A 23012-nucleotide genomic window follows, 5' to 3' on the forward strand; every position below is an offset into this window, starting at 1 on the left:
GCGCTATTGCTGTACTGTGATTTCCTGTCGCTGTTTCCCGGTCGTTTTGTCAAAGATCAGAATGCGGTTGTCATCAGTGACCACGGCGTACCAGTTGTTTCCGATCGTCACAGCCTGCGCTTTTGCACCGTTGGGCAGTTCAATTTGATCGGGCAGGGTGGGCGTTCTGTCCGATAGCCGGATGACAATCAGTGCGAATGTCACTAGAACCCCGCCAATCATCACCGCGGTCAGCAGCATGACCATGCGTCGCAACAGGCGAAGTTGCGGCGTTTCCTGCGGTTCTTGGGGTTCGGAAGGGACAGTCATGGGCACCCGTCAGATTGAATTTCAGATCGCGGCCGATCCGCCGCCCCGCCTTGATAAGGCGCTTTCGCGGGATGTGCCAGCGGATGAAAACCTGTCACGTACCCGGTTGACCCGATTGATCGAAGATGGTGCCGTTGTCATCAGCGGCGCAGTTATCCGCGACCCCAAGACGAAGGTGACCGAGGGTGCCTCGGTCGCGATCACCGTCGCCGAGGCCGAGGAAAGCCATATCGGCCCCGAGGATATCCCGCTGGATGTCGTGTTTGAGGACGAAGACCTGATCGTCATCAACAAACCTGCAGGCATGGTCGTACACCCTGCGCCCGGATCGCCGAACGGCACCTTGGTGAACGCGTTGCTTCATCACTGCGGTGAGGATCTGTCAGGGGTAGGGGGCGTCAAACGCCCCGGCATCGTGCACCGCATCGACAAGGAAACCAGCGGATTGCTGGTCGTCGCAAAGTCGGACGCGGCCCATCACGGTCTGGCCGCTCAGTTCGAGGCGCACAGCGTCGAGCGCTATTACCGTGCGATTTGCTATGGCGTTCCGGATGCCAATGACCCGCGTCTGCGCGGGATAAAGGGCGTCAGTTTTGAGCCCGGCAACATCATGCGCCTGACTACGCAACTGGCGCGGCACAAGACGGACAGACAAAAACAAGCGGTTCTGTTCCACGGCGGTCGTCATGCGGTGACACGCGCGCGGCTTGTGGAAACCTTCGGCAATCCGGCAGGCATTGCGTTGATCGAATGCTGGCTCGAAACCGGACGCACACACCAAATCCGCGTGCATATGGCCCATGCAGGGCACGGTTTGGTCGGTGATCCTGTCTACGGGGGCAAGCGAAAACTCGCCGCAAAAGCGTTCAGTCCAGTTGCCGCAGAAGCCGTACGCAACTTTCCACGTCAGGCGCTGCACGCAGCCGTTTTGGGCTTTGAGCACCCTATAACGGGCGAAACCCTGCGGTTTGAGGCCGATTTGCCCGCAGATATGGAAAATCTGATTGAACAGCTGCGCGCACCGCTGACATAATACACAAACCTATGTGAGTAACGCGTTCTTAGCTTTCCTTTATCAATCGTTAATTTCAAACTGTTAACGGTACCTCTTGAACGAGATGGGAGCTGTTCCCATATCCCATGTTAACAATGTAAACATTTGTCGGAGGGACATGAATTATGGCAAATTACGCAAATCTCCCCGCGCCGACGCCCGAGGGCGGCCTGAACCGCTATATGCAGGAAATTCGCAAATTTCCTCTGCTTGAGCCGGAAGAAGAGTACATGCTGGCCAAGCGCTGGGTCGAAGAGCAAGACACTGAGGCCGCACATAAAATGGTTACGTCGCACCTGCGTCTGGCAGCCAAGATTGCGATGGGCTATCGCGGCTATGGACTGCCGCAGGCCGAAGTGATTTCCGAGGCCAATGTGGGCCTAATGCAAGCCGTCAAGCGGTTTGACCCGGAAAAAGGTTTCCGTCTGGCGACCTATGCCATGTGGTGGATCCGCGCCTCGATCCAGGAGTATATCCTGCGGTCCTGGTCGCTGGTGAAACTGGGTACAACCTCGGCGCAGAAAAAGCTGTTCTTTAACCTGCGCAAGGCCAAGGCTCGTATAGGTGCCTTGGAAGAGGGCGACCTGCGCCCCGAGAACGTCAAGCAGATCGCCAATGATCTGGGCGTGACGGAAGAGGAAGTCATCAGCATGAACCGCCGGATGTCCGGTGGCGATGCCTCGCTGAACGCGACCGTCGGGTCCGAGGGCGAAGGCACCATGCAGTGGCAGGACTGGCTTGAGGATGAAGATGCCGACCAGGCTGGCGATTACGAAGCGCGTGACGAGCTGGACGCAAGGCGCGAGCTTCTGGCGGCTGCACTGGACGTTCTGAATGATCGGGAAAAAGACATCCTGACTCAGCGTCGATTGATGGATCAACCCGTCACGCTGGAAGAGCTGAGTACGCAGTACAACGTCAGCCGCGAGCGTATCCGGCAGATCGAGGTTCGAGCCTTTGAGAAGCTGCAAAAGAAGATGCGCGAACTGGCGCGTGAAAAGGGCATGCTGGGTACAGTATAACCCCAAAAACTCAGCCCGCCTTAATGGCGGGCTGTTTCCAACTGCAACATCATAATTAATTCTCCCAATCTGCATAGTGTTCACGCCCAGCAGACCGAGGAAATCTCCAAGATTTGAGCCGAATTCTGTTGCAATGGACATTGCGACAAAGACAAACTTCATCTGCATCGCTCGTCTTCTCGGCTGGATTCATACTTTCGCTGATCCCGTATCCGATTGACGGTAGATAGAGTAAGAACAAACAAACGACGAGGGGCCACATGCAGCAACCGGTTCAATGGGGCGTTTTAGGCGCCGCAAAATTCGCACGTCAACATATGGCTCCGGCCATTCACGCCGCAGAAGGGGCCCGGCTGGCGGGTCTGGCGACGTCCGATCCCGCCAAGGCGGAGCCTTTCCAGCAGTATTGCCCGGACCTGACGCTCTATGGCAGCTACGAGGCGTTACTGGCGGACCCAAAGATCGAAGCGGTCTACATCCCGCTGCCCAATCACCTGCATGTCGACTGGAGCCTGAAGGCGTTGGATGCCGGGAAACACGTGCTGTGCGAAAAGCCGATGACCATGCAGGCGTCCGAGTTCGATACTCTGATCGAAAAGAGGGATCAGACCGGCTTGCTGGCGGCCGAGGCTTACATGATCGTGCACCATCCTCAGTGGCAGTTCGTGCGGCAGCTGATCGCGGACGGAGCAATCGGTAAGCTGGTGCATGTGACGGGCGCGTTTAGCTTTGATAACCGCGCAGATACCGGGAACATCCGCAACCGTGCCGAGACCGGGGGCGGCGGGCTGCGAGACATCGGCGTTTACGTCATCGGCAGCGCGCGGTTTGCGACAGGGCAGGAACCCGTTTCAGTACAATCCGCAATTCGGTGGGAAGACGGAATTGACGCTTTCACCGAAATCCGCGCACAGTTCCCGGATTTCACCTATTCCAGCTATGTCTCGATCCGTATGCATCCGCATCAGGAGATGGTGTTCCATGGCGAAGGCGGTGTGATCCGCCTGACCGCGCCATTCAACGCGCGCGTGTTTGGTGAAGCGCGAGTCGAACTCCACCGGCCGGGACTTGAGGTTCAGGTCACCCGTTTTCCCGGCGATGATCACTATAAGCTGCAGGTCGAGGCATTCAGCAGGTCGGTCCGGGATGGCGTGGACTATCCCTGTCCGCTGGAGTTCTCGCGCGGAACGCAGGTGATGATTGACCAGGTGTTTGAAGGGGCTGTCTCGCTCTGACTTGTCACGTCGCGCCCGGCTCGGATATTCTGGTCGCCACCTGATCAGGAGGAGACCATGGCAGGCGGTTGGGCGCGCGATGGCGCGGTGAGTGAACAGATCGAAGCGTCTATCTCGGACGAACTCGCCAGAATGCAGGCGCAAAAGCGCCCCGTTGGCGAAAGCCTGACCCATTGCGCTGAATGCGAAGAGCCGATCCCGGAAAAGAGGCGATTGGCTCTGCCCGGCGTCAAATTGTGTCTGGACTGCCAGCAAGAGAGGGATGGCAGTTACAAGGCGCGCTCTGGGATCAATCGGCGTGGGTCAAAAGACAGCCAACTGAAGTAAACAGGGCCGCGAAATGTCAGAGCCCTCGTCAAAACAACCACTTCTACAAAACGGGTTGGTCCTTGGGTTTCTGGCCGCGTTCTTGTGGGGCACTCACAGCGTCATTGTCCGATACCTGACAAGCGATCTGGGCGGATTGCAGATCGCGGTGACTCGTTTGTTCATCGCCGCCTTGGCCATCTATTGCATGCTGCGGATCATGCGGGTGTCGGTGTCGATCCGGCTGAGAGACTGGAACTTTCGGCTGGCCGTCCTGTCGACGGTGGTAAACTACATTCTGTTCCATATCGGGCTTGAACATACTGGTGCAGCCAACGCCATGGTGCTCGAGAATACTGCTCCGTTCTTTGTTTTGGTGTTCCTCTACTTCTTTGCAGACACGCCTGTCACGCGTACGGATGTACTTGCCACTGGGCTCGCGATTTTGGGCGTTTTCCTAACGGTTTATCAGGATTTTCAAGGCGGTGGAGAGCCCCTGTTTGGTGATCTGCTTGAGATTGGTGCGGGTCTTAGCTGGGCCGTTTTTCTGATCTCCAGCAGCCGGGCGATGCGGAATTCGGAATCAACCGGAGAGCGCCTGAATTTCCTGTTCGGGATATTCCTGTGCTCTGGCGTGCTGTTGTTACCTTTGGCCGCTTTTTCGCTGCAGGTGCCAACGACCAATGATGTCGTGTTCCTGATCCTGCTGGGGGTGCTGCCGACCGCTTTGGCCTACTACCTGTGGTACGAGGCTGCGGCGCGGGTCTCGACACTGACGGCCACGTTGATGTTTGCCGCATCCGTGGTGTTCACGTTCATCAATTCGGCCTTGTTCCAAGGGGCCGCAATCACACCTATCGCGGCCCTTGGGGCAATGCTTATCGTGGCCGCCGTGTTCCTGACGACCAAAGCCAAAAGTGACTAGTCTTCCATCGCTTCCAGCTCATCAATGAAGCCCGAGATCATCGACAGGCCTTTGTCCCAGAATTTCGGATCGCTGGCGTCCAGTCCGAACGGGGCCAGAAGTTCCTTATGATGTTTCGAGCCACCGGCGCGCAGCATTTCGAAATACTTGTCTTCGAACCCTTCCGAGCCGCTTGCGTAGGCCGAGTACAGCGCGTTCACCAGGCCGTCGCCAAACGCATAGGCGTAGACGTAGAAGGGCGAGTGGACGAAGTGCGGGATATAGGCCCAGAAGGTCTCATACCCATCCATGAATTCGAATGCCGGGCCAAGGCTTTCGGCCTGGACGCTCATCCACAGGGCGTTGATGTCATCAGGGGTCAGCTCGCCCTCGCGGCGTGCCGCGTGTAGCTTACATTCAAAGTCGTAGAAGGCGATCTGGCGGACGACCGTGTTGATCATATCCTCGACCTTGCCGGCCAGAAGTACCTTGCGCTGCTCCTTCGTTTCGGCCTTGTCCAGCATTTTGCGGAAGGTCAGCATTTCGCCAAAGACCGAGGCGGTCTCGGCCAGTGTCAGCGGAGTTGAAGACAGCATCTCTCCCTGATCGGCGGCCAAGACCTGGTGGACGCCATGGCCCAGTTCATGCGCCAGAGTCATCACGTCGCGCGGCTTGCCCAGATAGTTGAGCATGACGTAGGGGTGCACCTCGGTCACGGTCGGATGGGCGAAAGCGCCTGGGGCCTTGCCCGGCTTCACGGCCGCGTCGATCCAGCCTTTGTTGAAAAACGGCGCTGCGATTTCACCCATGCGCGGGTCGAATGCGTTATAGGCATCCATCACGGTTTTCTCGGCCTCGTCCCAGCCAACGATGCGGGTGTCTTCCATCGGAAGCGGCGCGTTGCGATCCCAGACCTGCATCACGTCCAGACCCAGCCATTTACGTTTGAGCTCGTAATACCGGTGGCTCAGCTTGGGGTAGGCGGCGACGACCGCTTCGCGCAGGGCTTCGACCACCTCGGGTTCGACATCGTTTGACAGATGGCGGCCGGTCTGTGCGGTGGGCATGTTGCGCCAGCGGTCGATGACTTCTTTTTCCTTGGCCTGCGTGTTGTGGACACGGGCAAAGGTTTTGATGTTGTCCTGAAACACAATGGCCAACTCGCGCGACGCTGCCTCGCGTTTTGCGCGATCCTGCTCGGTCAGCAGGTTCAGGGTACCTTCGATGTTCAGCTCTTCGCCGTCGACGGTGAAGGTCAGACCGGCGATAGTTTCGTCGAACAGACGTTCCCAGGCATCGCCGACGACGCCGAGGTCGTGGAGGAATTTCTCAAGCTCATCCGACAGCTGGTAGGGCTTCATTGCGCGGATACGGCGGAACACCGGCTCGTACCTGGCCAGATCAGCATTCGCCTCGAAATGCGCTTTTAGCACGTCATCGTCGATGCGGTTGATTTCCAGCGTGAAGAAGACCAGCGGCGTGGTAAAGATGGTGATCTTTTCCTGCATGTCCGACAGGAACTTGGCGCGCTCGGCATCGGTGGTCAGTTGGTAATAACGGAGGCCGGCGAAGGACATAATCCGCCCGGCAATAGCGTTGATCTTCTCGTTGCGCTGGACGCAGGTCAGCAGACCGTCGGCATCCAGTTCGGCCAGTTTGCCTTCATAGTCGGCGGCAAAAGCGGCGCATTCGCCTTCCAGCCAGTCCAGATCGCGGGACAGTTCCGGTGCGTCCTCTGAGGTATAGAGATCGGTCAGATCCCACTCCGGCAGATTGCCCAGATTGTCGGCACCCCCGACAGCGTTTGCGTCACGGACGGGAAAGGGAAGGTCGCGCATGGATCACCTCGAATAACAGCTTTCGCCAACATCTAGGCGCGCGGCGCGGGGATCACAAGCAGTGCTTGGCTTAAGTTGACAGCGCTGGTTCCGGTGCGGTGTCCGGCTGCGCGGCTTTGAAATGCGCGGCCAACTGGTCAAAGACCGGTCCGCGCACATCGGGCGCCTCCATCAGCACTTCATGTTCACCATCTGGGATTTCGACCAGAGTGCCATTTGGCCAGTTGGCCATGCGGGCGCGGATGGCCTTGCGGTCAACAATCTGTTCGTGACTGCCGAGGAAGGTCAGGCAAGGTGTGTCGGGTGCGGTTTGATCCATCAACCAGGCGCATTCATCCAGTGCTTCGCGCAGCCAGATCGTCGAGGGCGCGCCGAGGGCCAGTTCGGGATGCGCGGCCAGTTGGTCCTTCATCATCTGGAACATGGCAGGATCGCGGGTCAGAACGTTCCCTTCGAAAGGCTGCGACGCCACATAGCTTTCCAGAGAAGTGGTAGGTGGGGTTTTTTCCCCCAATCCAATCCGTGGCCCCCAATAGGCGGTCAAGCGGCTGAGCGGTTTCATAAGTGGCGTAAAGAAAATACCCCACATTGGTCCGGTAAACGCGCAGGCAGAGAAACAGTCTTTTTCCAGCGTCGCTCGCAAACCAATCGCGCCGCCCATGGAATGGCCAATTACGAACCAGGGTTTGGGGAGGTCCAGTTCCGCCGCCAAATCCAGCGTGGCCTGAACGTCATGCTGATAGTCAGTGAACTGATCCACATGCCCGACGCGCACGTCGTCCAGCAACCGGTCGGCCAAGCCCTGACCGCGCCAGTCAACCGCCAGAAAGGCAAAGCCGCGGCCGGTGAATTCGGCGGCGCAATCGCCGTATTTTTCGATGTATTCCGTGCGGCCGGGGAACATCATCACCGTACCGCAGGCGTCGCCTTCGGGCAGCCAGTGGCCGACCCGAATGCGTGTGTTGTCCGCCGTGTTCAGCCAATGGGCCTTACCACCGGCGGGCACGCCGGCCATGTCTGCAAAGAAAGGGGCCGGCGACAGATCCATCAAGCCAACGCCGATGCCAGTTGCATGGCGACGCCCATGTCGCCGTCCACGGTCAGTTTGCCCGACATGAACGCACCGGTGGGGTTCAACTCACCGCTGAGGATTTGTTCGAACGTGTCTGCATCCGCGCTCATGGTGACGTCCGCGTCTTCGTCGCTGACGCGGGCACCGCTGGCGTCCAGAACGATCGAGCCCAGATCGGCAATGGCAAATTTTGCCGACGCGCTAAAATCGCCACCCGACAGTTTTTCGTTCAATGCGGCTGCGGCTTTTTCCAGAGTGTCGCTCATGATTCTCCTCACTATGTTTTGTGCGCCGGGAATGGACATCCACGGGCGCTGCGCTACACTGAACGTTGTTATGAGCATTGCAAGCACCAATCTCAAAGGTATCGTTGCGGCAACAGCGCTTCTAGTCACGTTTTCCCTGCCTTTGTCTGCTCAGACAGCGGATTCAAGGGATGAAACAGAGCTATTGCAGCAATTGTCGCAGGCAACCCCCGAACAGGCGGTCAACATAGACCGCCAGCTCAAGGCCTTGTGGGCGCAGTCGGGTTCGGCTTCGGCTGATCTGTTGTTGGAACGCGGGCGCGAGGCGCTGGATGATGGCGACACGCGGGCTGCAATCGAACACCTGACGGCGCTGACAGACCATGCACCGCAGTTTGCCGAAGGCTGGCACGTGCGCGCCTCGGCCTTTTTCGGGATGGATCGCTTTGGTATGGCCGCCGCTGATCTTGAGCATGCGCTGACGCTGAACCCGAACAATTACGAGGCGATCTACGGATTGGGGCTGATTTTTGAGATCATCGATCAGCCCGACAAGGCACTGCAAGCTTATGAACGCGCTTTGGCTATACATCCCCACCACGAAGAAGTAACCAATGCCGTGAATCGACTGAAGCCTCGGGTCGAGGGCTCGGCCCTCTGAAAAACCGGGGCAGGGGGCAAAGGTGAGCGGGTCATCCCGAATCGTGGCCGTACTTGGCCCGACCAACACAGGTAAAACTCATTACGCGATTGAGCGGATGCTAGGTCACCGAACGGGTGTGATCGGTCTGCCACTGCGTCTGCTGGCGCGCGAGGTTTATGACAAGATCGTCGCGATCCGAGGGCCGTCGGTTGTAGCGCTGGTAACGGGCGAAGAACGGATCGTGCCGCCACGCGCCCAGTATTGGGTCTGCACTGTCGAAGCGATGCCCGAAGGTATGGGCGCGGATTTCGTGGCCATCGACGAAATTCAGCTTTGCGCGGATCCCGAACGGGGCCACGTGTTCACCGATCGTCTACTGCGGGCGCGGGGAACCAACGAGACGTTGTTCCTGGGTTCTGACACGATGCGCAGCCCAATCGTGGCGCTTGTCCCCGAAGCGCAGTTTGTCCGGCGTGAACGCATGTCCCAACTGGTCTATGCGGGCTCAAAAAAGATCAGCCGCATGCCAGCGCGCAGTGCCATCGTCGGGTTCTCGGTGGACAATGTCTATGCCATTGCGGAATTGCTGCGCCGCCAGAAAGGTGGAGCAGCGGTTGTTATGGGCGCGCTCAGCCCGCGTACGCGGAACGCTCAGGTGGACCTCTATCAGAATGGTGAGGTCGACTATTTGGTCGCCACAGATGCTATCGGGATGGGTCTGAATCTGGACGTGAACCATGTCGCGTTTTCGTCGCTGACCAAGTTCGATGGTCGTCGGATGCGCGCGCTTGCCCCGAATGAACTGGCCCAGATTGCCGGTCGGGCAGGGCGCGGTATGTCGGATGGCACTTTTGGTGTGACCGGAGAGGCCCCGCCTTTGGACGAAGGCGTCGCGCAGGCGATCATGGACAGCCGGTTCACGCCGATGAAAAAGCTGAACTGGCGGAATGCCGCCCTTCGCCTCGGTTCGATTGAGGCGCTGATCGACTCTCTGGAAGTCAGCCCAAGCAGCGAACATCTGATCAAGGCGCGCCCTGCGGATGACCTGAACGCGTTGAAATCGCTGTCGCAAGTGACCGAGGTCATGGCCCGAGCCAGCGACGGCCAATCCGTCCGTTTGCTGTGGGATGTGTGCCGAATCCCGGACTTTCGCGGCATCAGCCACGCTGAACACGCAAGCCTGCTTGAGGTGATCTATGGACACCTGCATGAGCGGGGCTCGATCCCCGATGACTTCATGGCGCGGCAGATCCGTCGAATCGACAAGGTCGACGGGGATATTGATGCACTGTCCAAAAGGTTGGCATATATTCGCACGTGGACATATGTTGCGCAACGAAACGGCTGGGTCCGTGACGAATCGCATTGGCGCGCGGAAACGCGCACTGTAGAAGACAGACTGTCAGACGCTCTTCACGAACGTTTGACTCAGAGATTTGTGGACCGGCGCACGTCAGTGTTGTTGCGCCGGCTCAAACAGAAGGAGGCCCTTTTGGCCGAAGTAAATGACAAGGGTGAAGTGACCGTCGAAGGCGAATTCGTCGGTCGTCTGGAAGGGTTCCGGTTTATCCCGGACAAAGCCGCGCAAGGCACCGAGGCGAAAGCGCTCAAATCGGCGTCCCTGCAAGCACTCGCACCGCAATTCCATCTGCGTGCAGACCGCTTCTACAATGCGCCCGATACCGAAATTGATTTCACGGATCAGGGTGGTTTGATGTGGGGCGAGTATGCCGTCGGCAAGTTAGTTGCCGGGGCAGAGCCTCTCAAACCCATGGTCGAGGTTTTTGTGGATGAGGCCGCAGGACCGGATGTCGAACAGAAAGTTCAGCGCCGTCTGCAGCACTTTATCGACCGCAAGGTCGCCGCGCTGTTCGAACCGCTGCTGAACCTGTCCCGAGACGAAGAGCTGTCGGGGCTGGCCAAGGGCTTTGCCTTCCGCATGGTCGAAGCGCTGGGGGTTTTGCCTCGCGCGGGCGTTGCGCAAGAGGTTAAAGATCTGGATCAGGACGCCCGTGGCGCATTGCGCAAGCACGGCATCCGGTTCGGCCAATTCACCATATTCATGCCGCTGCTGCTGAAACCCGCCCCAACGCGTCTGCGTTTGGTTCTTTGGGCTCTGGCGCAAGGTCTGCAGGAATTCCCCGAAGCACCGCCTCCGGGTCTGGTCACCGTGCCCGTCGCCAAGGACGCACCGCAAGGCTATGACACCATGTGCGGCTACCGCGATGCGGGCGAGCGTTCGATCCGTATCGATATGTTGGAGCGTCTAGCCGACATGCTGCGCGCCGAGGACAGCCGGGGTGGTTTCGAAGCCAAACCGGACATGCTGTCTATCACCGGTATGACGCTGGACCAGTTCGCAGACCTGATGCAGGGCCTGGGCTACAAGGCCGAGCGCGGCGAGCGGGAAAAAGTCAAACCGGCTCCAGTTGAACAGCCAGTTGCAGAGGCAGAAGCGGTGGAACAACCTGCCGCCGAAGGCGCACCGGCATCGGATGACGCCGCGCAAGAGGTCTCAGCACCCGCCGAGGCGTCAGCCGAGGCCACCGACAGCACCGATGCGGCAGCAGAGGCCCCTGCGGCAGATGCGGCACCGGAAGAACCCGAGATCGAGGTTTTCTATACCTTTACTTGGGGCCGCCAACGCCAACAAAACCGTGGCCCACGACGCGAACAAGGTCCGGGCAAGGGCAAACCGCGTGGCAAGCCGCAGGACGGCCGCGGCAAGCCGCAGGGCAAGAAGGGCGGTAAACCGCAAGGCGCCAAGAGCTTCTCTTCGCGCCCGCCCCGCAAAGAAAAGGCGATCGATCCCGATAACCCGTTTGCAGCAGCGCTGATGGGTTTGAAAGACGGCAACTGATCGCGCATGGCTGACGCCAAGCTGCGGATCGACAAGTGGTTGTGGCAGGCGCGGTTCTTCAAGACCCGTAGCCTCGCCGCCAAGCAGGTCAGCGGCGGCAATGTGCGTTTGAACGGAAACCGGGTTCTGAAACCGGCTCAGGCCGTGGGGCCCGGTGACGTTCTGACCTTCCCTCAGGGGCGGCTTGTACGCGTTGTGCGGGTCGAAGCACTGGGGGAACGGCGCGGTCCGGCGACCGAAGCTCAAACGCTATTCGCGGATTGGACGGAAAAGAAGGACAAGCCTCCCAAGAATCCGGGATTCGAGGGAAAAGGTCGTCCAACTAAGAAAGATCGGCGCGCACTTGATCTTTCTCGCTCTCAGGATGGTTGATCCTATCTTGAAGAGAAGGCCAGACTGAATTAGCTAAACGCCCAAACCGAGAATGGGAATCCAACAATGACCTATGTCGTCACCGAGAACTGCATTGGCTGCAAATTTACCGACTGCGTCGAAGTGTGCCCGGTGGACTGTTTTTACGAAGGTGAAAACACTCTGGTCATTCACCCCGACGAATGCATCGATTGCGGCGTATGTGAACCTGAATGCCCAGCGGACGCCATCCGTCCCGACACCGAGCCTGGAATGGAGCCATGGGTTGAGTTCAACCGCAAATACTCGGAACTCTGGCCGGTGATCGTGACCAAGAAAGACCCACTGCCCGAGGCCGAAGAACGCGATGGCGAAGAGGGCAAGATGGAGAAGTATTTCTCAGAAGCCCCCGGTGAAGGTGGCTAAGCGATTCGCGTATTGAACCTGTCGGTTTAATCGCTCGCATATGCTGTATCTGTCTGAAAAAATACAGGTTTCCCGGTTCGGCGGGGTGCAAGCCTTTCGGGCGTCGCAATTTTGTGATATACTTGATAGCTGAATGATGAATGAGATGGGGATGACTCCGTAAGTATGCACGCTTTGGAGTTCTGAATTTTTGACAATCGTATCGCCTGACCGGGCCGTAGCGTGGCGCGGGGTGGGTCGTTTTGTTGTCTGTGCCTCGCTCGATAACCAAGGATGAACCTGTATGTCTAAGTCGAAAAAGCTTGAATTCCGCCCGAACGATTACGTTGTCTATCCCGCCCATGGTGTGGGCCAGATCATCTCGATCGAAGAGCAGGAAGTCGCGGGATACTCGCTCGAGCTGTTCGTCATTTCCTTTGAAAAAGACAAGATGACCCTGCGTGTGCCGACCAACAAAGTCACCGAATCCGGTCTGCGGTCGCTCAGCTCGCCCGACGTTATCAGTCAGGCAATGAAGACGCTGAAGGGTAAAGCCAAGGTGAAACGTGCCATGTGGTCGCGTCGTGCTCAGGAATATGAGCAAAAGATCAACTCGGGTGACCTGATCTCGATCGCCGAAGTTGTGCGCGACCTGCACCGCACCGATGATCAGCGCGAGCAAAGCTACTCCGAGCGTCAGCTGTACGAAGCTGCGCTGGAACGCCTGACCCGCGAGGTTGCTGCCGTGTCTGGAGCGGGCGAGGTGTCCGCCGCCAAGCAGGTTGATGAGGTTCTGACCTCGCGCGCAGCCGCAGCCTGATCTGAACACAGTCCAGTTTAGGAGCCGCTCCCGCAAGGGGGCGGCTTTTTCATTTGCATGGGCTTGGTGAATGACCTCTTTGCGGCTAATTTCCCAATAGCAAGAGGCATGTAGATGGCGAACATAAAGCAAACCGTAAAGTATCTGTATATCGGACACGACCCGATTTCGGTTTGGTTCCGCTATCTGCTGATCCTGTTTGACGCGATCACGATCATCTTCTTTGTCTCGACCGCAAACGGAGCACACGGCCCGGCGTTTACCGTCGCCAGCCTGATCATCGGCTTCTTCATCGTGCTGGATTTTTCAGCCCGGCTGTGGATTGCGAAAGACCGTTGGAAACTTTTGCGTCAGATTTACACGCTTGCGGATATAATCGTCATCGTCTCTCTGGTGGTCGATCTGTTCCTGCCCTGGAACCTGGCGTTCCTGCGAATTTTGCGCGCATTGCGCTTGATCCATTCTTACCATTTGCTCAGAGACTTGCGGCGCGACAGTCACTTTTTTCGGACGCATGAAGACGCGGTAATCGCAGCAATCAATCTGTTGGTTTTTGTCTTCGCCACATCGACCGCCGTATTGGTGTTTTTCATTCCTGAAAACAGCCCACACGCGTATATCGATGCCCTCTATTTCACCATGGCGACGCTAACCACAACGGGGTTCGGGGATATCACGCTGGCCACGCCGGGGGGCAAGTTGTTCTCGGTGTTCATCATGATCGTTGGGGTGGCGCTGTTCGTGCGGCTGGCGCAGGCGATCTTCATGCCTCAGAAAGTACGCCACAAGTGCTCGAACTGTGGGCTCTATAGGCATGACCCGGATGCCGTTCACTGCAAACACTGCGGAGATACACTGAGGATCGAAACCGGCGGAACGAGTTAAACCGCCGCTGCGAGCGTCATCAGAAACGCCAGTTCTGCCAATTGCTGTGATGCCCCCAGTACGTCGCCCGTTTGACCATTGATCTTGGCTTTGGCGATCAGGGCCAGCCCAGTGACACTCAGCGCGGCGACCACAGTAGGGGTCAGTGCGGCGGATCCGATCAAAAGCAGGGACAAAGCGACCGCAAGGCCCAAACCAATCGCCGCTGTGGCTGTCTTAGGGTCGCCAACAGAATGGCTGAGTCCACTGTTTCTGGCATTGGGCAAAGCGCTCATGAGAACGGGCATGAATGCGCGTGACACGACACAAGCGGCCAGAATGCCAAGGAATTGGTCTGCCGATAGAAGCGCCGCGATCAAGGTGACGCGTAGCAACTGGGTCAGGATCAGCGTTAGAACGCCATAGGCACCGATATGGCTGTCTTTCATGATTTCCAGCCGTCGTTCCCGGGTAAAGCCACCCCAAAACCCATCGACCGTGTCCGCCAGCCCGTCTTCGTGCATTGCGCCCGTCGTCATGATCAGGACTGCAACCACTATCACCGCACTGGCCAGCGATGGCAATGCAGAAGCGGTGGCGACCCAGCCAAACCCACAGGCCAGCAGACCAACGGCTAGCCCGACCAGAGGGAAGGCCCAGGCCGCATTTGCCTGTCTTTCGAAGACGTGATCGGGCAGGCGCGGTATCGGCAATCGCGTCAACAGCACCAGCGACAGCGGCAAATCCCACCGAGAAAAGGGTTTGTTGTCGTTTTTGTTCACTCCCGCGCCTTTCCGGGTCTTGTTGGATCGGACGCTTCGGTTAAACACACAGGACCACTCTGATGCAACGAGGCTTTGGATGCTGCCCGAACTAAATGACCTGAACACCCTTCGCGAGGCCCTGACGAATGCTCCGGCGCCGGATGGTGACGCACTGCAAGGTGCCGCCGATCGCAACGGCCAACTGACCAAACCCCCCGGCGCTTTGGGTCGGCTTGAAGACCTCGCGATTTGGTATGCGGGTTGGCGTGGGGACGCACGGCCGCAGATCGCGGCCCCCCAGGTTATCGTATTTGCCGGAAACCATGGAGTTACAGCGCAGGGCGTTTCGGCCTTTCCGCCCGAAGTGACTGTTCAGATGGTCATGAACTTTGAGCACGGCGGCGCGGCCATCAACCAATTGGCCAAGGCCGCAGGCGCGACCATGGATGTGCATGCGCTGGAATTGGACCGGCCGACAGCGGATTTCACTGCGGGTCCCGCCATGACCGAGGATGAGCTGCTTTCGGCGCTGCGCGTTGGCTGGAACGCCGTTGATCCCAAGGCTGACCTGCTGGTCGTGGGTGAAATGGGGATTGGAAACACAACCCCGGCAGCGGCGATCGCCTGTGCCTTGTTCGGCGGCGAGGCGGCCGAATGGACAGGGCGGGGCACCGGCGTAGATGATGCCGGGTTGGTCAACAAGACGCGCGTCGTAGCCGAAGGGGTGGCGCAGCATGTCGGATCAGGCGATGGCTTGGAAATCCTGCGCCGTCTGGGAGGGCGCGAGATCGCGGCCATGGCCGGGGCCATTGCTGCAGCGCGTACCCTGCGCATTCCGGTCATTCTGGACGGCTTTATCTGCTCGGCAGCTGCGGCCTGTTTGGCGGATGTGTCAAAAGGTGCCTTGGACCATGCCGTGGCCGGTCACCAAAGCGCCGAAGGCGCGCATGGGGCAGTGTTGGCCAAGCTTGGCAAAGAGCCGCTGCTGAGCCTTGGGTTGCGTCTGGGCGAAGGTTCGGGCGGCGCGCTGGCGATCAATATCCTAAAAAGCGCGGTGGCCTGCCATTCCGGCATGGCAACCTTTGCCGAAGCTGGCGTGTCAGACGGCTAAACGGTCAAGGCCTGACCGTTTAAGGTCAGGCCGATTTCTTGGCGTGTTTCTCTGCCAGCTCCAACAACTCGGTCTCGAGGTCTTTTTCAAGCGCCTGCGCCCGTTCGATGTATTTCTTGTTTTCAGCGGTCGGCATTCCGGGAATCCACAGCTCGGCCAGATCGCGGACAGCTGTTCGGTCATGGTGGTAGAAGGTTTGCTCGGCCTGCGCGGCTTCGTATTCGCTGAGGCCAATGTTCTCCAGCACATACCGACCCGCACGAAGTGACCCGTCAAACATCTCCCGGACGATGTCATCAGCTCCGGCTTGGTAGAGCTCGTACACGTGGGTCCGGTCACGTGCGCGGGCCACGATATGCAAATCCGGGCGCTGGCGGCGGGCATAGCCGACCAGACGCGTGACCTGTTTGGGGTCATCCATTGCCGCAACCAGGACAGACGCTTTTTCGATCCCGGCTGCCCGCAGCAGTTCCGGGCGCGTTGGATCCCCTAAAAAGCCTTTGACCCCGAAACGGCGCATCAGTTGGATCGTGTCGATATCGTGATCCAGCACCACGGTCTTGAACCCGCTGGCGCGCACCAGACGGTTCACGATCTGACCGAAGCGCCCGATGCCGGCGATGATGACAGGGCCTTTTTCGTCGATCTCATCTGGTTCGGCCTGCGGGGCGCCGTCGCCCATGCGACGCGAGAGCAGATCATAGATGATGAACAGAAGCGGCGTGATTAGCATGGTCAGCGCGATGATCATCAACAGTTTCTGTGAAAGATCGGGCGGGATGACGTTCTGCTGCGTGGAAAAGGCTAGCAGGACAAAACCGAACTCACCGGCTTGTGCCAGCCCCAACGTGAACAGCCAGTGGTCGCGCCCGCGCAGCTTGAAGGCGCGACCGACCAGAAACAGGATGATCCCTTTGGCCAGGATCACCAAAAGCGCCAGGCCAATCAGATCAAGCGGGTCGTTGAAGAAGTATCCAACATCTATCCCGGCACCGACCGTGATGAAGAACAGGCCAAGAAACAGGCCCTTGAATGGCTCAAGATCGCTTTCCATCTCGTGCCGGAATTCCGAGCTGGCCAGAACAACACCCGCAAGAAACGCGCCCAAGGCCGGGGACAGGCCCACAAGGGTCATCAGGAAGGAAATACCTACAACGATCATCAGCGCCAGCGCGGTATACATCTCGCGCAGACGGGTGGCGTGGATGAACCGGAACAGCGGGCGCGTCAGATAGATGCCGGCCAGAATGACAAAGGCTATTGCGCCAATGGTAACCAGTGTTACGGCCCAGCCGGGCAGACCCTCGACCAGTGACAGACTGTGATGTGCGGCGTCGTGATGGGCCGCATCGGTGCCGCGATCGATAGAGCCATCGCTTTCGATATGAGGGATGGCGGGCAGCGCCAGCAAGGGCAGCAGTGCCAGAATGGGAATGACAGCGATGTCCTGCGTTAACAGAACCGAGAACGTGGCCCTGCCGCCATTTGTCTGCATCAGCCCCTTTTCCGAAAGGGTCTGCAACACAATCGCGGTCGAAGACAGTGACAGGGTCAATCCGACCGCCAAGGCGACCGACCAGGGGTGATTTGCGTATATGGCGACCGCGGCGATGACCGCAGTGGATAGAAGCACCTGCAAGCCGCCCAATCCCAAAAGCCGGTCCCGCATATCCCAAAGGGCGCGCGGCTCAAGCTCAAGCCCGATCAGGAACAGCATCATGACCACGCCAAACTCGGCTACATGCTGCAGGCTTTCGGTTTCTGCCCCGACCAAACCAAACACAGGGCCAATGATGATACCGGCGGCCAAATAGCCCAGTACCGACCCCAAGCCCAGACGCGCCGATAAGGGCACAGCGATCACGGCGGCAGCCAGATAGATCGAAGCCTGGTAAAGGAAATCGTCCATGTTTGTCCTTTCGGTGCGCTCAGGTGGGGAGGGGCGCGTCGCGTTTGAGTTGGTCCATCACAATCTGGCTTTGGACCCGGGCCACTGCAGGATGCGGCAGTATCACCTGGTGAAGCAAGCGATTGAGGGCGGAAAGATCGTCGCAATAGACATGCAGCAGGTAATCTGCCTCTCCGGTCATCGTCCAGGCGCTGGTGATCTCGGGGCGGGTGTCGACCATGCGCGCAAAGCTTTCGGACTGTTCGGGCCCGTGAGTGCCCAGGTGAACCTGAATGAAGCCTTGTACCTGCAGGCCCAGCTTTAGCGGATCCAGTCGCGCGGCATAGCCGGTGATAAACCCTTCGGCCTCAAGCCGCTGACGCCGCCGCCCGGCCTGACTTGGGGACAGGTTCAACATCTCGCCCAATTGGTGCGCGGTCAGGTGTGCGTCTTTTTGCAAGGCCGACAACAGCCGCGTGTCAGTGGAATCCAGCATATGCGGAGTTTCCTTGAAAAATCCCTAAAGCATGCGTGATTTGCGCGTGTGAGCATAGTTTACACGAAAACAATGCGCAGAAACAGCACTGGTTAAGGCGTATTTTGGAATCAGCAAAGAAATTCCTGTTTTTACGGAGACGCGCCATGGGTCCATTCCCGCACAACGCCCCGAAATCTGTCATCAGCCCCGAAAATCCAGCCGGTACCGATGGGTTCGAATTTGTCGAGTTCGCCCACCCGGAACCCCAGGAGCTACGCGATCTGTTTGCCAAAATGGGTTTCGAACTCGTCGGCCATCACAAGGACAAACCCTTGGTCGAGTTGTGGCAACAGGGCGATGTGACCTACATCCTGAACGCGGACCCCGAGAGCTATGCTGCCAAGTTCGTGGCCGAGCATGGTCCGTGTGCGCCTGCTATGGGGTGGCGTGTTGTGGACGCTCAGAAAGCCTATGAGCATGCGGTGTCCAAAGGGGCCGAACCCTATGATGCGGCGGACAAGACTATGGATGTCCCGGCAATCAAGGGTATTGGCGGTTCGCTGATCTACTTCATCGATCAGTATTATGATACATCGCCTTACAATCAGGAGTTCACCTGGACCGAACAGTCCAAGCCGCGTGGTGACGGGTTCTATTATCTCGATCACCTGACCCACAATGTCTACAAGGGCAACATGGACAAGTGGTTCAAATTCTATGGCGACCTGTTCAACTTCCGCGAAATCCGCTTCTTTGACATTCAGGGCAAGTTCACCGGCCTTTATAGCCGCGCGCTGACTTCGCCTTGCGGTCGTATCCGCATTCCGATCAACGAAGATCGCGGTGAGACCGGGCAGATCGTCTCGTATCTTAAAAAGTACAAGGGTGAAGGCATCCAGCACATCGCGGTAGGCAGCGAAGACATCTACGCCTCGACCGACGCGATTGCCGATAAGGGCCTTAAGTTCATGCCGGGTCCGAACCAGTCCTATTATGAAATGTCCCGAGATCGCGTTGCGGACCATGAAGAGCCTTTGGACCGGATGATGAAACACGGCATCCTGATCGACGGCGAAGGTGTTCTGGACGGCGGCGAGACCCGGATCCTGCTGCAGATCTTCTCGAAAACTGTGATCGGCCCGATCTTTTTCGAGTTCATCCAACGCAAGGGCGATGACGGATTCGGCGAAGGGAACTTTCAGGCCTTGTTCGAATCCATCGAGCGCGAGCAGATCGAAAGCGGCGAAATTTCAGCGGCTTAAGGCTTTGCATTAAACCCAAAGACGGTCGCGGGTATCCCCGTGGCCGCCTTTTTTCTTAGCCTCTGGGCATCTTCAAGATCACGTTCTTGCCGCGCTTTTGGTACCGCAACTCGCTGTCACCAATGGCGATCACGCTGCCACCGTCCAGCCTGTCGCCCACTTTCAGCTTTTTGTACCGGCCGCTGGGCAACCGGACCAAGGCCCGTCGGTTGGCAGGGGTGCCGTAAACCCCGATCAGGTTCAGCTTGCGCAGGTTGAGCGCCCTGTCGATGGTCGCCTGTCGAGCGACAGACGCGGTCGAAGGAATCTTGGGCGAAACCGCTTTTGCCTGGAATGAGCCCGCTTCGTCCGAGCTTTGGTTTACGGCCGCCGTCGACCCGAGATTGGCGGTAGTGGTTGGTGCGGGCTGCCTTAGCCCCGCAGGCCGAGGTTTCGGGCGCGGGACACGGACAACGGCCAATGCGGTTGGTGTTTCATCCACCTCGGGGCTGCTTTGCAACGACTCAGGTCGCAGCTTGGGCCGAACGACCGCCAGTTCGGCACGTGTACGTCCGCCAAGTTGGCTGCGTTCGAAGCTTTCCAACAAGTTCGCGGGACGAGGCTTGGGCCGGTATTGCGCCAAACGGTCCACAGGATCCTCTTCGATCGGTTCCTGTTCGAACCGTACAGGAACCGCCGGGGGCACCTTGGACGGGCGGCCTAAGTAAACGACCACGCCTTCCGGATTCAATGTCCCTTCCGCCGTGGGGGTGACCAGACCGCGCTCATCCAGTTCGAACTGAACTCCGGCCTCAGCGGGTTGCGCGATCTGCTCAAACGGCAGGTCTGTTTCAAAGCTGGCGACCGGAGGCAGTGCGACAGCATCCTGCGACAAATCAGTGCGATCCAAGGACGCCAGGTACAACTCATCCTCTGGGGGCAGGATGGGATCGGGCAGGGGTCCTGGGACGGTGATTTCTACGCTTGCTTGCGCGGGAACATCCGTGGCCTCGGGCGCGCCCTCTACCGGTTCAACTGCTGTTGGGGCAATGTTCAAAGCCTCAAGGATCGCGGCATCGGTGGCACTGATGTCCGGGCTTTCTTCGGGTAGGGGCTGTTCAGTCTCGGCAGGTGAGAGCGCAGCGATCTCGGGCGCCTCGCTGGTCTCGGGCTCTTCAACCACTTGGGTTTGCGAGGGCTCTTCGGGCCCCGGCACTGCTACGACTTCGGGTTCCGGGGTTTCCTCAATCTCAGGTGCTGCGACGACTTGAGTTTCGGAGGCTGGTTCAGGCTCAGGGTCCACAACTGCCACCGCCTCTGGGGTGGCGGGTGTGTCAGAGCCCGACATCGACCATGTGATCAGGCCGATGCAGGCTATGGCGGCAGCGGCCGCTGGAATTGCATAGCGCTTTAGGGCCGTGGCACCGGTTGCGGTGTCAGCCGCACCGGTTGCCGGGGCCGATCGGAATTCTGTCGGGGTCTCCGTATCTGCGATCGCATGAACGGCAGGGCCGGTATCCTGTTCGTCGAGGCCTTCGGTTGATGGCGGTTCGGATGGGGCGTCTAGTTCGAAAACAGGTTCGGACGGGTAAGCCTGATCCTCGGTTTTGGTGGTGAATTGGACAGGAACAAATCCATGCTCTGCCGCAAACACGCGTGCTTCCTCGAGAGTCTGCCGGGCAACAGCGGCGACGTAGGTCGTCGTGCCGTCGGTTTCGGTGACAAAAGCCAGCTCTTCCAGTTCATAGGGCGTGGCGTCGGCCAATTCGGCCCGCGCCTTATCCGCGCTATCCTCAGTGTTTAGTCCTTCGGTGGGAACGGACAGGAACCGCACCTGATCGGCTGGGATAACCAGCTTGCAATTCAGGTCGTTTTCCAGCGCAAAGCCTTTTTCACGCAGGGCAATAATCTGTGCGTTCAGGTCAGGCGCATCCAGCGCGACCTCGCCAATGCAGAACCAGTCGCCATCCGCGTGGTGGTGCAGGGATATTCCGGTCGAAGAAAAAGACAGCGCAAAGGCAGGTTTCATAATCCGGAAAAACCATAGTTATCATCATCGGTGCAAACGACGGATCGCCCGCAGAGTGACATTAAAGCAGGATCCCGCCGAGGGAAAGAAAAAGCCGGGCTTTCCCCTTGTTCGGCAGACCCTTGCCACCCCATGTTGTGGGAAAGCATATCGGAGGGAAGACCTTGAATAAAATCGCTTTTCTAGCCGCAGCTCTGTCGATTTCAGCGGCGGGCCTGGCCCATGCGGAAGAACGTCGCATCACTGTTGACGCTGCGGGAACCGTGCAATCTGTACCCGACATGGCCACCATAACGCTTGGCGTCACCAATGAGGACGCACAGGCATCGAACGCCATGCAGGCGACCTCGGATGCGGTGGCGCAGGCGCTCAGCCGCCTGCAAGAGCTTGGTATCGATGCGCGGGACGTGCAGACCCGCGATGTGTCATTGTCGCCGGTCTGGAATAATCGCAACAGCAGCAGCGGGGAGCGGCCTGAAATCTCAGGCTTTGTCGCGTCGAACCGGGTGTTTGTTCGTGTCCGCGACCTGTCGCAGTTGGGCACAATTATGGACGCCGTGATTCAGGACGGCGCCAACGACTTCGGCGGTCTGAGCTTTGGGGTTCAGGATCCCAAACCTCTTGAAGCCCAAGCGCGCGCCAATGCCGTGGCCGAAGCGACCGCCAAGGCGGAACAGCTTGCGCAGGCCGCAAATGTGACGCTTGGCCCGGTGCAAGAGATCAGTGAACAGGTCGGTGGTGCCCGCCCGGTCGCGATGATGCGCGAGTTTAACATGGCCGATGCGGGTGGTGTGCCTGTCGCGGGCGGCGAAATCTCGGTCTCGGTTACGGTGACGATGGAGTTCGAAATTTCTGAGTGAGATCAGACTTTAGCGCGGGCCATCAGAGGCTGCCTCTGCTGGCCCGTCTCATCAAAGTTCTCGGACGCGAGCCATGTTTCAAAAGCACTACGGATGCGTGGCCATTCGCTGTCGATAATCGAGTACCACGCCGTATCGCGATTCCGGCCTTTGTAGTGGGTGGCCTGCCTGAACACGCCTTCGAAGGTAAAGCCAAGTCGCTCGGCCGCTTGACGGGACGGTCCGTTCAACGCGTCGCATTTCCATTCGTACCGGCGGTAACCCAGTTCGTCAAAAACGCGTCGCATCATCAGGTACATCGTTTCGGTCGATTGCGGTTTCCGCTGCAACAGTGGCGAGAAATGGATGTGCCCGACCTCGATCGCGCCTGCCGCAGGTTTGATCCGTAGATACGAGGCCATGCCGACGGGTGTGTCCGAGCTGTCCAAAACCGTGTGAAACATTGGGTCTGCATCCATGCAGGTCGCGCGCGCCCAATCCTCGAACCCACGTTCATTGTCGAAGGGTCCATAAGGTAGGTAGGTCCAGTTGTGGCCATCCGTATCGTTGGCAAACGCCCGGAACAATCCGGGCGCATGCCGGTTGACGTCCAGCGGCACGACAGAGCAATAACGGCCTTCCATCGGTGTGTAAGGTGGAGTCGGACGAGGAAACTCGTCCGTGACCGGTAATCCGATGGGTTGACCAAGGTCGTTGGTGTCGTGGCTGCTCAT

The 23012-nt window shown here is 58.6% G+C and carries 23 protein-coding genes; 14 read left to right on the top strand and 9 right to left on the bottom strand.

Annotated elements, in window-relative coordinates:
- Positions 1 to 3: 3 nt before the first annotated feature.
- Positions 4 to 309 (bottom strand): DUF6476 family protein, encoded by a 306-nt coding sequence (locus tag ACR0MV_RS00575; RefSeq protein WP_480700621.1) that lies wholly within the window; start codon positions 307 to 309, stop codon positions 4 to 6.
- Between ACR0MV_RS00575 and ACR0MV_RS00580 the strand changes: the two genes are divergently transcribed.
- The 5 genes from ACR0MV_RS00580 (at position 308) to ACR0MV_RS00600 (ending at position 4851) form a co-directional block, all read left to right on the top strand.
- Entirely contained in the window at positions 308 to 1342 is a 1035-nt protein-coding gene (locus ACR0MV_RS00580) for an RluA family pseudouridine synthase (RefSeq protein WP_480700623.1), read from the top strand. The two genes, ACR0MV_RS00575 and ACR0MV_RS00580, sit on opposite strands and share 2 nt — an antisense overlap.
- Before the next feature lie 146 nt (positions 1343 to 1488).
- The gene (gene rpoH, locus ACR0MV_RS00585) at positions 1489 to 2385 is read left to right on the top strand and encodes an RNA polymerase sigma factor RpoH (RefSeq protein WP_170421709.1); all 897 of its coding nucleotides are present in this window, start codon (positions 1489 to 1491) and stop codon (positions 2383 to 2385) included.
- A 260-nt stretch (positions 2386 to 2645) separates the two neighbouring features.
- Positions 2646 to 3620 carry a Gfo/Idh/MocA family protein gene (locus tag ACR0MV_RS00590; protein ID WP_480700625.1) on the top strand — a complete coding sequence of 325 codons (975 nt, stop codon included), beginning with the start codon at positions 2646 to 2648 and terminating at the stop codon, positions 3618 to 3620.
- Positions 3621 to 3677: 57 nt separating this feature from the next.
- Entirely contained in the window at positions 3678 to 3947 is a 270-nt protein-coding gene (locus ACR0MV_RS00595; protein WP_170421703.1) for a DksA/TraR family C4-type zinc finger protein, read from the top strand.
- Positions 3948 to 3960: 13 nt separating this feature from the next.
- Positions 3961 to 4851 (top strand): DMT family transporter, encoded by an 891-nt coding sequence (locus ACR0MV_RS00600; RefSeq protein ID WP_480700627.1) that lies wholly within the window; start codon positions 3961 to 3963, stop codon positions 4849 to 4851.
- Here the strand turns inward: ACR0MV_RS00600 and ACR0MV_RS00605 are convergent.
- From ACR0MV_RS00605 to ACR0MV_RS00615, 3 genes are all read right to left on the bottom strand, one after another.
- Positions 4848 to 6668 (bottom strand): M3 family oligoendopeptidase, encoded by a 1821-nt coding sequence (locus ACR0MV_RS00605; protein WP_480700629.1) that lies wholly within the window; start codon positions 6666 to 6668, stop codon positions 4848 to 4850. The two genes, ACR0MV_RS00600 and ACR0MV_RS00605, sit on opposite strands and share 4 nt — an antisense overlap.
- Before the next feature lie 70 nt (positions 6669 to 6738).
- On the bottom strand, positions 6739 to 7716 hold the full coding sequence (locus ACR0MV_RS00610) for an alpha/beta fold hydrolase (RefSeq protein WP_170421694.1): 978 nt from the start codon (positions 7714 to 7716) through the stop codon (positions 6739 to 6741).
- Positions 7716 to 8006, bottom strand: a complete 291-nt coding sequence (locus ACR0MV_RS00615; RefSeq protein WP_170421691.1) for an SCP2 sterol-binding domain-containing protein — start codon at positions 8004 to 8006, stop codon at positions 7716 to 7718. Before ACR0MV_RS00615 ends, ACR0MV_RS00610 begins: the two co-directional genes overlap by 1 nt.
- A gap of 70 nt (positions 8007 to 8076) precedes the next feature.
- Between ACR0MV_RS00615 and ACR0MV_RS00620 the strand changes: the two genes are divergently transcribed.
- From ACR0MV_RS00620 to ACR0MV_RS00645, 6 genes are all read left to right on the top strand, one after another.
- Positions 8077 to 8646 (top strand): tetratricopeptide repeat protein, encoded by a 570-nt coding sequence (locus ACR0MV_RS00620; RefSeq protein WP_254439147.1) that lies wholly within the window; start codon positions 8077 to 8079, stop codon positions 8644 to 8646.
- Positions 8647 to 8668: 22 nt separating this feature from the next.
- The gene (locus tag ACR0MV_RS00625) at positions 8669 to 11488 is read left to right on the top strand and encodes a helicase-related protein (RefSeq protein WP_480700632.1); all 2820 of its coding nucleotides are present in this window, start codon (positions 8669 to 8671) and stop codon (positions 11486 to 11488) included.
- A gap of 6 nt (positions 11489 to 11494) precedes the next feature.
- Complete coding sequence (locus ACR0MV_RS00630) at positions 11495 to 11860, top strand: RNA-binding S4 domain-containing protein (protein WP_480700634.1); 366 nt, start codon at positions 11495 to 11497, stop codon at positions 11858 to 11860.
- A 66-nt stretch (positions 11861 to 11926) separates the two neighbouring features.
- The gene (fdxA, locus tag ACR0MV_RS00635) at positions 11927 to 12265 is read left to right on the top strand and encodes a ferredoxin FdxA (protein WP_170464235.1); all 339 of its coding nucleotides are present in this window, start codon (positions 11927 to 11929) and stop codon (positions 12263 to 12265) included.
- 283 nt (positions 12266 to 12548) lie between these two features.
- A complete protein-coding gene (locus ACR0MV_RS00640; protein ID WP_170348382.1) occupies positions 12549 to 13064 on the top strand; it encodes a CarD family transcriptional regulator in 516 nt (171 codons plus the stop codon).
- Between the two features lie 114 nt (positions 13065 to 13178).
- Entirely contained in the window at positions 13179 to 13949 is a 771-nt protein-coding gene (locus ACR0MV_RS00645; RefSeq protein WP_170421682.1) for a potassium channel family protein, read from the top strand.
- Here ACR0MV_RS00645 and cobS read toward each other — a convergent pair.
- Positions 13946 to 14710, bottom strand: a complete 765-nt coding sequence (gene cobS / locus ACR0MV_RS00650; RefSeq protein WP_480700637.1) for an adenosylcobinamide-GDP ribazoletransferase — start codon at positions 14708 to 14710, stop codon at positions 13946 to 13948. The two genes, ACR0MV_RS00645 and cobS, sit on opposite strands and share 4 nt — an antisense overlap.
- 79 nt (positions 14711 to 14789) lie before the next feature.
- Between cobS and cobT the strand changes: the two genes are divergently transcribed.
- Complete coding sequence (gene cobT / locus ACR0MV_RS00655; protein ID WP_170464229.1) at positions 14790 to 15803, top strand: nicotinate-nucleotide--dimethylbenzimidazole phosphoribosyltransferase; 1014 nt, start codon at positions 14790 to 14792, stop codon at positions 15801 to 15803.
- A gap of 25 nt (positions 15804 to 15828) precedes the next feature.
- On the opposite strand, the gene ACR0MV_RS00660 is transcribed toward cobT, so the two are convergent.
- Both ACR0MV_RS00660 and ACR0MV_RS00665 read right to left on the bottom strand, forming a co-directional pair.
- On the bottom strand, positions 15829 to 17712 hold the full coding sequence (locus ACR0MV_RS00660; protein WP_170421673.1) for a monovalent cation:proton antiporter-2 (CPA2) family protein: 1884 nt from the start codon (positions 17710 to 17712) through the stop codon (positions 15829 to 15831).
- 19 nt (positions 17713 to 17731) lie between these two features.
- The gene (locus ACR0MV_RS00665) at positions 17732 to 18187 is read right to left on the bottom strand and encodes an Lrp/AsnC family transcriptional regulator (RefSeq protein ID WP_170421670.1); all 456 of its coding nucleotides are present in this window, start codon (positions 18185 to 18187) and stop codon (positions 17732 to 17734) included.
- Positions 18188 to 18333: 146 nt separating this feature from the next.
- On the opposite strand from ACR0MV_RS00665, the gene hppD reads away from it, so the two are divergent.
- Positions 18334 to 19431, top strand: a complete 1098-nt coding sequence (hppD, locus tag ACR0MV_RS00670; protein WP_480700639.1) for a 4-hydroxyphenylpyruvate dioxygenase — start codon at positions 18334 to 18336, stop codon at positions 19429 to 19431.
- Positions 19432 to 19486: 55 nt separating this feature from the next.
- Here the strand turns inward: hppD and ACR0MV_RS00675 are convergent, their stop codons facing one another.
- Complete coding sequence (locus ACR0MV_RS00675) at positions 19487 to 21439, bottom strand: hypothetical protein (RefSeq protein ID WP_480700641.1); 1953 nt, start codon at positions 21437 to 21439, stop codon at positions 19487 to 19489.
- Positions 21440 to 21603: 164 nt separating this feature from the next.
- Here ACR0MV_RS00675 and ACR0MV_RS00680 point away from each other — a divergent pair, with 164 nt between their 5' ends.
- Positions 21604 to 22299, top strand: coding sequence for an SIMPL domain-containing protein (locus ACR0MV_RS00680; RefSeq protein WP_480700643.1), 696 nt, complete (start codon positions 21604 to 21606; stop codon positions 22297 to 22299).
- A gap of 2 nt (positions 22300 to 22301) precedes the next feature.
- Here ACR0MV_RS00680 and ACR0MV_RS00685 read toward each other — a convergent pair whose 3' ends face one another.
- Positions 22302 to 23012: a GNAT family N-acetyltransferase gene (locus ACR0MV_RS00685; protein WP_480700645.1), complete on the bottom strand. Its 711-nt coding sequence runs from the start codon at positions 23010 to 23012 to the stop codon at positions 22302 to 22304.

It is taken from the genome of Ruegeria sp. BC3 (assembly GCF_056539265.1).